Annotated in this window: 12 protein-coding genes and 2 riboswitches; of the genes, 3 read left to right on the top strand and 9 right to left on the bottom strand. The window is 56.9% G+C overall.

Features of this window, described 5'->3' with window-relative positions:
- Positions 1-5 precede the first annotated feature (5 nt).
- A riboswitch (cyclic di-GMP riboswitch) is annotated at positions 6-101 on the bottom strand.
- A 52-nt stretch (positions 102-153) separates the two neighbouring features.
- From EL26_RS05850 to EL26_RS05840, 3 genes are all read right to left on the bottom strand, one after another.
- Complete coding sequence (locus tag EL26_RS05850; protein WP_038085604.1) at positions 154-594, bottom strand: glycosyltransferase family protein; 441 nt, start codon at positions 592-594, stop codon at positions 154-156.
- A 78-nt stretch (positions 595-672) separates the two neighbouring features.
- Entirely contained in the window at positions 673-1,365 is a 693-nt protein-coding gene (locus EL26_RS05845; RefSeq protein ID WP_038085601.1) for a response regulator transcription factor, read from the bottom strand.
- A gap of 15 nt (positions 1,366-1,380) precedes the next feature.
- Positions 1,381-2,529 carry a sensor histidine kinase gene (locus EL26_RS05840; protein WP_238546063.1) on the bottom strand — a complete coding sequence of 383 codons (1,149 nt, stop codon included), beginning with the start codon at positions 2,527-2,529 and terminating at the stop codon, positions 1,381-1,383.
- Positions 2,530-2,965: 436 nt separating this feature from the next.
- Here EL26_RS05840 and EL26_RS05835 point away from each other — a divergent pair, with 436 nt between their 5' ends.
- Complete coding sequence (locus EL26_RS05835) at positions 2,966-4,201, top strand: helix-turn-helix domain-containing protein (protein ID WP_038085599.1); 1,236 nt, start codon at positions 2,966-2,968, stop codon at positions 4,199-4,201.
- A gap of 133 nt (positions 4,202-4,334) precedes the next feature.
- Here the strand turns inward: EL26_RS05835 and metK are convergent, their stop codons facing one another.
- The 6 genes from metK to EL26_RS05805 form a co-directional block, all read right to left on the bottom strand.
- Positions 4,335-5,528, bottom strand: coding sequence for a methionine adenosyltransferase (gene metK / locus EL26_RS05830; RefSeq protein WP_038085597.1), 1,194 nt, complete (start codon positions 5,526-5,528; stop codon positions 4,335-4,337).
- 235 nt (positions 5,529-5,763) lie between these two features.
- The gene (locus EL26_RS05825; RefSeq protein ID WP_038085594.1) at positions 5,764-5,994 is read right to left on the bottom strand and encodes an alpha/beta-type small acid-soluble spore protein; all 231 of its coding nucleotides are present in this window, start codon (positions 5,992-5,994) and stop codon (positions 5,764-5,766) included.
- Between the two features lie 97 nt (positions 5,995-6,091).
- Complete coding sequence (locus tag EL26_RS05820) at positions 6,092-7,054, bottom strand: LCP family protein (protein WP_052036048.1); 963 nt, start codon at positions 7,052-7,054, stop codon at positions 6,092-6,094.
- A gap of 129 nt (positions 7,055-7,183) precedes the next feature.
- The gene (locus tag EL26_RS05815) at positions 7,184-7,669 is read right to left on the bottom strand and encodes a hypothetical protein (RefSeq protein WP_052036047.1); all 486 of its coding nucleotides are present in this window, start codon (positions 7,667-7,669) and stop codon (positions 7,184-7,186) included.
- A gap of 81 nt (positions 7,670-7,750) precedes the next feature.
- On the bottom strand, positions 7,751-8,485 hold the full coding sequence (locus EL26_RS05810; protein WP_038085591.1) for a WecB/TagA/CpsF family glycosyltransferase: 735 nt from the start codon (positions 8,483-8,485) through the stop codon (positions 7,751-7,753).
- A gap of 2 nt (positions 8,486-8,487) precedes the next feature.
- Positions 8,488-9,735, bottom strand: a complete 1,248-nt coding sequence (locus EL26_RS05805) for an LCP family protein (RefSeq protein WP_161780668.1) — start codon at positions 9,733-9,735, stop codon at positions 8,488-8,490.
- A 153-nt stretch (positions 9,736-9,888) separates the two neighbouring features.
- Here EL26_RS05805 and csaB point away from each other — a divergent pair, with 153 nt between their 5' ends.
- Both csaB and EL26_RS24440 read left to right on the top strand, forming a co-directional pair.
- The gene (csaB, locus tag EL26_RS05800; protein WP_038085588.1) at positions 9,889-10,998 is read left to right on the top strand and encodes a polysaccharide pyruvyl transferase CsaB; all 1,110 of its coding nucleotides are present in this window, start codon (positions 9,889-9,891) and stop codon (positions 10,996-10,998) included.
- A 99-nt stretch (positions 10,999-11,097) separates the two neighbouring features.
- Positions 11,098-11,253: an aspartyl-phosphate phosphatase Spo0E family protein gene (locus tag EL26_RS24440; protein ID WP_081857007.1), complete on the top strand. Its 156-nt coding sequence runs from the start codon at positions 11,098-11,100 to the stop codon at positions 11,251-11,253.
- A 196-nt stretch (positions 11,254-11,449) separates the two neighbouring features.
- A riboswitch (cyclic di-GMP riboswitch) is annotated at positions 11,450-11,516 on the bottom strand.
- Positions 11,517-11,539: the final 23 nt, after the last annotated feature.

The raw sequence follows: 11,539 nt of genomic DNA, 5'->3' as shown, positions 1-11,539 counted from the left end.
TATCAATCAGCAACCTGGCAATCATGACCGAGTTAGGGAGACTCGGTGTTAGACCCATGGCTTTGCGTCCCCGCCTTTCAACGGGTTTGCCTTTATTGATTGACTCATCATCTGATTTCATTATATGTCGTGTAAGAGCTTGTTTGCATGGGTCTAAAGACCCAATTCGCTCCAAAATCCGGCCAAAGTCGGCACGACTTCTTGCGGCGAGACGCGGCCTCGCAAATCGAAGATGCACGGTACGTGCCGGGTGCGTTGCGCAAGGTGCGGCATCATCGCTTGGTAAGGATCGACGCCCTGCGCGTGCAAGAGCCGGATCGTCGGACGACGGCTGGAAATCGCTTCGACGATGCGGGTCGTCTCATCCCGCGAGCCGCAGTCGATGACGAGAATTTCCAATTGACTTCCGACAAACGGTTCGGCGGTCGTCAACGTCCGGAGGATGCCTTCCATGTAAGAGGCCCCCTCCTGGACGATCATCACCGCCGTGACCGGAACTCTCTTGCGGCTCTTCGACATCAAAAAACGAAAGATCCGCCAGAGCATGACACAAATCCCGTACAACGCAAATCCCCAGATAAAAAGGGCGAGCACTCTCAACACCTCCTCCGTGGATGGTATCAAGATATGCCGCCCTGCTTATCCAACGTGTCGTTTCTGCTCGAAATACTCTTACAATTTGACCCAGCAGCGCTTGGCCGCCGTGATCACCGCTTGCGTGCGGTCGTCGACGCCGAGTTTGCCCAAGATGCTGGACACGTGGTTTTTGACCGTCTTCTCCGAAATGAACAGCACTTCGCCGATCGTGCGGTTGCTTTTGCCCTCGGCCATCAGCTTGAGAATCTCCATCTCGCGCTGGGTCAAGATGTCCTGCCACTCCAGCGACAGAGAGGGTTCGCTCTGCTCAAAGTCGCCCTCGTACACTTGGTTGCTCAAGCGCTTGAACTCGTCGAGCAGCTTCGTGGTGATCTGCGGGTGGATGAACGACGAACCGCCCGCCACTTGGCGAACCGCTTCCACCAACGTGTTCGATTCCACGTCTTTGAGCAGATAGCCGTTGGCGCCGGCGCGGATCGTTTCAAAAATATACGCTTCATCGTCATGAATGGAGAGAATGAGGATCTTGATGTTCTCGTCTTGCAGTTTGATATCCCGCGTGGCTTCCACACCGGTTTTCTTCGGCATGTTGATGTCCATCAGCACCACGTCTGGGCGCATGTCGAGCGACTTGTGGACCGCCTGTTCTCCGTCTTGGCACTCGCCGACGATGTCCATGTCATCCTCTAATTCAAAAATCCGGCGCAACCCCTGCCGAAACAGCGTATGGTCATCTGCTAAGAGCAGTCTGATTTTTTCTTTCTGCATCTTGGCCTAACCTCCTCATTCGTCTGTGATCGGCAGCGAGAGAATCACCTTCGTGCCTTTTCCCCGATTCGATTTGATCTCCAACCGCCCTTCCAGCAACTGGATGCGTTCCTTAATGCCCAAGAGTCCGAAATGCCCGCCTTCGGGTCCGGACGTGGCTTCGCTTACATCAAATCCGATTCCGTTATCTTCTATATGCACGTTGACTTGCTTCTCCGTCAGCTCCAAGCGGACGGTCGCCGTCGACGCTTTTGCATGCTTCCAGATGTTGTTGAGCGCTTCTTGGATCGAGCGGAACACCGCCACTTCCAAGGAATTGTTGAAGCGCTTCTCCCGCCCGAAGACTTTCAGCTCCGTGGCGATCTTATACTTATCTTGGAAATCGGCCATGTAGCGTCGCAGTGTCGGTGCGAGTCCCAAGTCGTCCAACGCCATCGGACGCAGGTCGAAAATGATCTGGCGCACTTCCGAGAGCGAAGCGCGCACGCTGTCTTTGAGTTCGCGCAACTCGCTGCGGACTTTCTCGACATCGCGGTCGAGCATCTTCTCGCAGATTTCCGCGCGCAGCACGACGTTGGCCATCGTCTGCGCCGGCCCGTCGTGTATCTCGCGGGCGACGCGCTTGCGCTCTTCCTCTTGCGCTTGAATGACGCGGATGCCGAGGAAGCGGCGCTGCTCGACGTTCTTCAAGACATTGCCGATCTGACTCAAATCCCCCGATAGATAGGAAAACGCAACGCCCAACTGGGTGATCAGCGCTTCGGCACGGGCAATCGTCTGCTCCAGATTCCGCAGCCGCCGGTCGAGGTCGTCGCGGCGGGCGCGCAGTTGCTGCTCGCGCTCGCGGGTGACCAGCACTTGCGTCTGGACTTTATGCGCATCGTCATACGCCTGCTTGATCTCCGATTCGGAATGACGATCAAAATCGCGGGAGACTTCCACCAACTTGTGCCGCGCCAACGTGTAGGCGCGCTCCAAGCGTTCCACTTCGCGGATCGTTTCCGCCACTTGGCGTTGAATGCCCAACGCGTCCTCGCGCATCGCTTGCTCTTCCTTGCGCGCGCTCTCCGCGATTTCGAAGACTTGGTTCTTGCCGTCCTCGATCGCTCGAAGCGTTGCGTTAACGGCCGTGTCCAACATCTTCGCATCAAATTCAATCGGCACTGTTAATACCCCGCTTTGGAACAGTCTATATAGTTTAATTCCATATCTTTTGTCGAAATCCTGCAAGATAAAAAAAGGGGGGCGCAGATGGGTCGTCCGCGCCCCCAAGCAATGGGGTAAGGGTGATATGCCATAGTAGTACGCAGGGGCGGGGGAGGGTGTGGGGGTCGAATGTGAGGGACTGCGAAAAGTTTTTTTCGAGTTTCGACTTCGTCTCTTAAGAATACGTGGACATTCGACAAAAAATCTCTTATTTTTTGAAAAATTCCTGATCATCCTATCTAAAAACAAGCGTGCGGGCGCGAAAACAAGGCGTGAGGAGGTGGTCTTTCACTCAGAACAACTCTTAACTTTGATTTTAAATTAGTGGATTGCTACCATAAACTTATCAAATCTAGCGAATCCACGGTCGATCAGATAAAGGAGGCTTACCCCTATGAACAATATGTCTTTAGGTCAACGCATCCGCCAGGCACGCAAGGAACAAGGACTGACGCAAAACGAGCTCGCGCAAGGCATCGTCACGTCGAGCATGATCTGCCAGATCGAGAACGGCAAAGCGTTCCCTTCTTATCAAGTTTTGCAATCTCTCGCCGAACGCCTGAACAAGCCGATCGAGTTTTTCGTCAGCGACACGGACGCCAACAAACGCCAACGCTCTTCGTACACGCTCGCCAAAGCGTTGATGGCTTCCGATTCGTACGAAAAAGCGTATTCGCTGCTCAAAACGCTGCAGGAGTCGCACGGCACCGAGCAAGACGAGTTTCAGATGACGCTCTCGGAGTGCTGCCAACGCCTCGGCAAGTTTGAAGAAGCGAGCGAACCGCTCGACAAACTGCTCACCCACGCGATGCACAGCGGCGACATTTCGCGCCAAGTCACGATCCTGCAGCGCTTGGGCGACATCGCCGAGCAATCCGGGCAGTACCAACTGGCGCTCTACCACTGGCACAAAGCGTACGACCTGTTCAACAAAGGGGAGCTCGATCCGGCGATCAAGTCGCGCCTGCTGACGGCCATCGGCAACACCTACCACAAACTCGGCTACTTGGAAGAGTCGCTGCGATTCCTCCAAGAAGCGTACGAATCCCGCGAGTCGTTCTTGACGCTGGAGGAAGTCGGGCAGATGTACTTGAACCTCTCGCTCTCCTACCGCGACAACAACGACTACAAACAAGCGGCGTACTTCTCGGAGCAAGCGTACATCATCTTCCGCAGCCTCACCAACATGAAGCTGGCGACCGACGTGAAGCGCTCGCTCGGCGTCCTGCACGGCAAACAAGGCCAAACGATGGAAGCGCTTGCGATCTTGGAAGAATGCATGGATCTGTACCAGCGCGACGGCGATCTGTACAACCTCGGACTGACCGAGTTGGAGATGGCGCAACTGCTGCAAGGCAACGGCGACATTGAAGCGGCGATTGAACGCCTGCATGCCGCTCTCGACAAATTCAGCCAAAACGAGCTGGAAACCGCCCGCGCTCACCATCTGCTCGCCGACATGTACCGCCACAAACAGGACCTGCCGACGGCGATCCAGCATCTCAACAACTCGCTGCACCTCTACCAAAAGCAAGGCCAATCGGTCGGCTTGATCGAAGCGATGAGCCTCTCCGTCAAGCTCTACGAAGAGTTCCGCCAAAGCAAGTACGGCGAACCGATCACGGCGTAATACGGATCATGAAAAAACCTCCGGCCTTCGGTCAGGGGTTTTTCTTACCTCACCTCGACGACAGGGGCGGTTATTTTTTTGCAAAAAAAGCCCTGCCACGGGAAAGCGGCAGGGCTTTGCTTTTCTAACTCTCTTACAGACCAGCACCGGTGCGCAGGGTTTCTGCTTTGTCGGTGCGCTCCCACGGGAGGTCGAGGTCGTGACGGCCGAAGTGACCGTATGCTGCGGTTTGACGGTAGATCGGACGGCGCAGGTCGAGTTCCTTGATGATGCCTGCCGGACGCAGGTCAAAGTTCTTCTCGACGAGCTCGACGATTTTGTCGTCTGCTACTTTGCCGGTGCCGAACGTGTCCACCATGACGGAAACCGGACGTGCAACGCCGATTGCGTACGCCAGTTGCACTTCGCACTTGTCTGCCAGACCCGCTGCGACGATGTTCTTCGCCACATAACGAGCTGCATACGCTGCGGAGCGGTCAACTTTGGTCGGATCCTTGCCGGAGAACGCGCCGCCGCCGTGGCGAGCGTAGCCGCCGTAGGTGTCAACGATGATCTTGCGGCCGGTCAAACCTGCGTCGCCTTGCGGGCCGCCGATAACGAAACGGCCGGTCGGGTTGATGAAGTACTTGGTGTTTTCGTCGACCAGATCAGCCGGGATCACAGCGCCGATCACATGCTCTTGCAGGTCTTTCTTGATCTGCTCAAGGGTGACTTCCTCTGCGTGCTGCGTGGAGATGACGATGGTGTCGATGCGAACCGGCTTGTCGCCTTCGTACTCGACGGTGACTTGGGTCTTGCCGTCCGGACGGAGGTACGCCAAGGTGCCGTTCTTGCGAACTTCGGTCAAACGGCGGGACAGCTTGTGCGCCAAGGAGATCGGAAGCGGCATGAGCTCTTCGGTTTCGTTGACAGCAAAGCCGAACATCAAGCCTTGGTCGCCGGCGCCGATCGCTTCGATTTCCGCGTCGGACATTTGGCCTTCGCGAGCTTCGAGCGCTTTGTCAACGCCCATCGCGATGTCGGCCGATTGCTCGTCGATCGAGGTCAGAACCGCGCAGGTTTCCGCGTCGAAGCCGTACTTCGCACGGGTATAGCCGATTTCACGGATCGTTTCACGAACGATCTTCGGAATGTCGACGTAGGTCGAGGTGGTGATTTCGCCCGCTACGAGAACGAGACCGGTCGTAACGGAAGTTTCGCACGCGACGCGCGCATTCGGGTCTTTTGCAAAAATCGCGTCAAGAACGGCGTCGGAGATCTGGTCGCAGATCTTATCCGGATGCCCCTCGGTGACGGACTCAGAGGTAAACAGATAACGTTTTGCCATGAGTTGGGCCCCCTTTATGTATTGATTTCCGCAGACAGTTGTCGTTGGACTTGCTATTTTTTTTACAGAAAACATGATAAATGTACTGCATTCCCTAGAATGTGTCAATGAGAACTGTTCCATACGCATGAAATTCGACGAGATGTGAAAAAGTACCGATAGAAACGAAGGCCCCGGTTGCACCCGGAGCCTTCCGTTACAGGGTATTCAGTTTGCATAGCCGTTGACGAAACGCTTACTGTTTGCCCGAAATCAACGCCGCCTGCGAGAACGCGACCAGTTTGCGGACCATGTGGCCGCCGACAGCGCCGGCATCGCGGGTGGTGATGTGTCCCCAGTAGTCTTCGCTGCCTTGGTAGACCGGCAGGCCCATCTCTGCCGCGATTTCATACTTCATGTCGTCAAGCGCCTTGTGTGCCTGCGGGACCAGTTGGTCCTTGTTGCGTCTGCCGCTTCCGAGTGCCATGTCGTATGCACCTCCACTTGGGGTTTCCGACGGGACTTCTGTCGGTACTTCTAGTGTGTGCATCGCCGCTCGTCATACCCTGCAAAGAACTTGGCGGCTACGGTTCATTTTTCATCTGTTGGACGACGCCCTTCAATTTCTCCGGGTCGTACTTCCAATAAGAGACTCCGTACAGATCCAAGAAATCTCCCGGCACGGTGTAGGCGCTGACTTTCGCGCCGTCGCCGTGCATCGAATACGCCAGTTGCCCCATGTCGTTGATCGCCATGTCGGTCGTCAGCGAATCGCTCATGCCGCGCAGCGCTTTCGTCCAGTCGAGAAGCGAAGCGTCCTTCATCTTCGCCGTCAGCGCTTCGAGGAAGAGCTGTTGGCGCTGCACGCGGGCGATGTCGCCCAGCTCTTCATGGCGGAAGCGCACGACGGCGAGCGCTTGCTGACCGTTCAGATGCTGGTTGCCCGGTTGCAGCGACACGGTGCCTTCCGGGTCGTAGATCGGCTTGTCGACGTTAAAATCCAAACCGCCGACCGCGTCGATCATCTTCACAAATCCCTGGAAGTCGATCATCAGGTAGCGGTCGACCGGCAGTCCGGTCAGGTCGGTGACCGTCTTCTTCAAGCGGTCCATGCCGCCGATGGCGTAGGCGGCGTTGATTTTTTCCATCCCCGTCGGCAGCTGCACGCGGGTGTCGCGCGGGATGGAGAGCATCGACGCTTGGTGTTTCGCCGGGTCGATGTGCGCCAAAATCAGCGTGTCGGTGTTGAAATTTTGACGGCGCTGCGCTTCGCCCGACTTCGGGTCGCGGTCAACGCCGATGATCAAGACGTTGACCGGCTTGCCCTGGGCAATCGGCACAACCGCCGCGTCGGACTGCACCACTTTGCGCTCCAGATACCACCCGTACGCCGCCATCCCGGTCAAGCCGATGACGAACACCAACAGGAACAAGATCAGAAACAGCCGCCCCCACTTGATCTTGCGCTTGGGTTTTGGCGGCGGGGTCGGTTTGTTCGTGCGCACAACGGAAGCGTTGCTTCCATACGGTTTCCCCTGATAAGCCACGGTTTCATATCCCCCATTGCGTACTCAATCAAATCAAAAACCACACAGGAATGGAATCCCTCTGAACGAATTTCTCCTGAACAAAAAAAGGCTCTGACGTTTGTTTAGACGCAGAGCCTGTTTCTTTTGTTACTGAACCGTGTACGCGCCGCGCACCATGAGGTAGGCGGTGCCGTTCCCGACTTTCATTCCGCGCCCGTCGTTACGCGGTGTGAGCAGCAGGTGGTTCAATTCCACATTCGCCCCTTGCGCGAGGTCGGTGCCGCCCGTGACGTCGGAAACGCCGCCGTTGCTTGAGGCGATCGCGGTCGCCGTACCGCCGCGCAAGATCAACTCCGTTCCTTCTCCGCCCTTGATCGTCTGCCCGGCGTTCAGGGTGACGACTTTAAACGACATGTCGGCCGGAGCGGAAGTTCCTCCCGTGCTGCCGGTGTTGCCCGTGCTGCCGCCGCCGGATACGCCCGCGACTTTTTGGTCCACATAGCTTTTGGTGACGATCGGGTCGTCCGCCGAACCCGGCGCGCTCGGCGTGTCCGCTTTGGAAACTTGTCCGATCGTCACGCCGATCGCCAGCGTCAACACCATCGTGCCGAGGAAGGTCAGTGCTTTTTTCATGAGTGCAAATCCTCCAGTCCCAATATCTGCTGAGACTCTTTTTCGACACAAAACGCAAGGCGTCCTGCAGGACGAAAGACCTTATTTTTTCCGATTTTTGTCGGTGAGGACGGTGATCACGAATTTCGGCAGCACCAATTGCCGCCGCCAGCGGCTCGGTTGCGACAACAGACGGTGCAGCCATTCCAGCCGCAACTTCTGCCACAGCTTCGGCGCGCGTTTGACGACGCCCGCGAAGATGTCGATGCAGCCGCCGATGCCCATCGAGACGGGTACGCCCAGCTCCGATTTGTGCTTGGCGATAAACAGCTCTTGGCGGGGCGCGCCGAGTCCGACCAGCAGGAGGTTCGGTTTGAACGCGCGCACCGCCTCCAAGACATCGGGCAGATCGTGCTCCTTGAAGTAGCCGTCACGTCCCGCGATGCGCAGGTTCGGATAGCGCTTGCGGAGATTCTCGACCGCCAGACGGTTCGACTCCGGCGTTGCGCCGAGCAAGAACACGCCAAGACCCTGATCGGCGCAATGCTCGATCAGGGCGGTGGAGAGCTCCACGCCGGTCACCCGTTCGCGCAGAGCTTCTCCGTAGTATTTAGAAGCCCAGACCGCGCCGATGCCGTCCGGGGTGATCAGATCCGCACTCTCCAGAAGTTGCTTGAAGCCCGCGTCCGAACGCGCCAACATGATGATTTCCGGGTTGGCGGTGATGATGTGGCGGGGTTGTATTGTGTTTTGCAGGTCTTGCTTCAATTGTTGCAGCGTTTGGCTGAACGTCAGCGTGGAAAACCCCACGCCCAAAATGTGAACTTGGTTCTGCATCGTTACGCATTCCCTCGCTTTAGCGCTTGCAATTGAACGCTCATCTTGCGCAATTCCGCCTCGTCGACGTAGAAATACCAGAGGTGATCCGCCTTGGAGATGCGGTTTTGCCCGTTGAGTGAGAGCGTTTTGATCCCGTCCTCACGGGTGCCGGAATAGCGCATGACCAGCGCCATCCAGTCGCGCGGCGGCACGTCGGTTTTGACGTGCTCGCCCATGATGTCGAGCATCTTGACCAGTTTCGGCCAGTTGGACGGCTCGCTTCCTTTTTGAATCATAGCACGAATCACGCGCTGCTGTCTCTGCATTCGCCCCGTGTCCGCCATCGCGTCGGCGCGGAATCGGGCGTAATCGAGCGCGAGTTGGCCTGTGGAGAGGGGTTGGCCTTGCTTGAGGCGGATGTTCGTGCCGTCGGTCGGGTCGTAGTAGCGCATGTCCTTCTCGGCGGCGAGATCGAGCCCGCCGAGCGTGTCGACCACTTGCCGAAAGCCTTCAAAATCGACGGTGGCGGTGTGGTCGATTTGGATGTTCAACAGGTTCTCGACCGTCTTCTTCATCAACGGCAAGCCGCCCCAGCTCATCGCGTGGTTGATTTTCGTCCAGCCGTGCCCCGGCACGTTGGCGCGCGTGTCGCGGGGGATCGACATCAAGTAGAGGTCTTGTCCGTTTGGCGGCAGCGTCGCCAGCACGATCGTGTCGGAGCGCGCCGCTTCGCCCTTGCGCGAGTCGACGCCCATCAGCAGAAACGTCTGCCCTTTTGCGGCGTCCGCTCCCGAGAGCCTGCCGGACAACCATTGGGAAAAAGGGTGCGCGGCCGGTTTGGGAGTAGGAGGAACGGGTGTCGTCGCCGACGGTTCTCGGCGGGGTTCAAGCTTTCCCTCGGCTCGGGACGGATCCTCCTGCTTGCGGGGCTCCTCCCCGGTTGTGAACGCACGGGGAGCGGGACGTGACAGGGAATTTTTGGCCGATGGAGCGGGATCTTCCGCTTCGAGGTTGGCAGGCGGCAGGTGCAGCCGCTCCCGTTGAACGGTGTACCAATCCTTGATGACGTCCGGCTTCACTTGCCGCTTGGGAGCCTCTTGCTGTTCGGCAACGCGGGGTTGCAAAGCTGAGGGCCGGTATATCTGATCCGCCGCGCGGTAAACCTGATAGAGTCCGTAGCCTCCGACCACGAGGAGAACACCCAGAACGGTCGCCAGCACGGTCCATACACGCCGGAATCTCGATCTGCGGGGGGTAGTGCGAGCCACGTTGAGTTCCCTCCTCCATCTTGATTTCTGGGCGTAGTATCGGGCATTTCGAAGGGTCCCATGCAGGGCAAGTTTTGCCATGCCGCGCTTTCCATCGGGGGGTCAAACTGGTATACTAGTTCTGTATTTTGACCGCTAGAGGGAGCAGAGCTAATGCCGCGCATATTAATATCCGGTTATTACGGATTCGACAACTTAGGAGATGACACCGTCCTGTACGGCATCATGTCGAGCATTCGCAAGGAACGTCCCGATGCGGAACTCGTCGTGTTGTCCAACCAGCCGACGCGCACGGAAGCCCTGTTCGGCATCCAAGCGTTCAACCGCTGGAACTTCGGCGTGATCTTCCGCGAACTGATGCGTTGCGACATGTTGGTCATGGGGGGCGGGAGTCTCTTGCAAGACGTGACCGGCGGGCGCAGCATCTTGTATTACTTGGGCATTGCGCGATTGGCGAAGATGCTCGGCAAACCGATCGTGTTCTATGGACAAGGCATCGGGCCGATCTCCAAGCCGCTCAGTGAGAAACTGATCCGCAAAGTCGTCAACCATGTCAATTTGATCACCGTCCGCGACGCGAAGTCGCGCGACGACTTGGAGATGTACGGCGTCTCGAAGCCGGAGATGTACGTCACGGCCGACCCGGCGTTTGCGATCAACACCGAGCTGTTCTCCAAGGACGCCGGTGCGAAGATGCTCAGCGAATTCGGCGTGAAGTCCGCCTACTTGGGCGGCACGCAAAAGATCGTCGGCATCGCGATTCGCAACTGGTCCACGCCGCACCCGTTCCATAAAATTTTGGCGCAAAACGCCGACGATCTCATCCGCGCCGGATGGAAAGTCGTGTTCATTCCGATGCAATATCCCGGCGATGTCGGCGCCTCGCAGAAAGTGCTCTCCTACATGAAGGAGCGTGCCGTCCTGCTCAACCGACAGTTCTCGTTTCGCGATATTGCGAATATCATTGCCAACACCGACCTGATTATCGGGATGCGGCTGCATTCGCTGATTCTCGCGGCGCACTGCGGGGTGCCGTTCGTCTCGCTCTCGTACGACCCCAAGATCGACCGTTTCGTACAGCGCGTCGGCTACGACCGCAAGATCGACGCCGTCAACAACGTCACGTACGAAAGCTTGCGCGAAACCATCCAAGACTGCGTGGAGAATCTCGACCGCTACAAGGTGATGATGCGCCCGCACGTGGAAGAATTGCGCCAAGAAGCGGAGAAGAGCGGGGAATTAGCAGTTCGCTTTCTTAGTTAACCGGATATTTTATCAATATTCCCTCGATTAACTATTGTTAATTCTGCGCGAACTGTCTAAAATAAGAGAAAGACCTTTTCACGAAACGAGGTTTTGCGAATGGACACCTACTTGGAAGAAATCGAACGCATCCGCCGAAAGTTGAACGAAGTTGTGAAGGAGTACCACGGGGATTTGTTGCACCCGATCGTCCTCCAAGTGAGCCAACAGCTCGATCGCTGCATCGTCACTTATCACAGCAAGCAGTTGCAATAGTTGCTCCTTCCTGAGCAGTGTGTCCGTGTGTTAGACCTGCGTATGCATATCGCAACAAACGAAAAACCTCCGTCCGGCTTCCCGGTTGCGGAGGTTTTTTGTTGTTCGTTCAAGACCGCCATCTGTTGTTTGAGTTCGCCCAGATGCTTCATCATGTTGACGGTCTTGTTCGTCCAGCCCTTGTGCTTGCCGTTGTCGTGGTGACTCCGCCCTTGGTCGTGGCTTTGCGTCCCTGTCTTTCAACAGGTTTGCCTTAACGGGAGAAACTGTCCGCCTATCTCTTTCA

This window comes from Tumebacillus flagellatus, from assembly GCF_000714935.1.
Lineage (GTDB): Bacteria > Bacillota > Bacilli > Tumebacillales > Tumebacillaceae > Tumebacillus > Tumebacillus flagellatus.
Note: the sequence above shows the minus strand (reverse complement) of the source record. Positions and strands in the feature narration are given on the sequence as shown.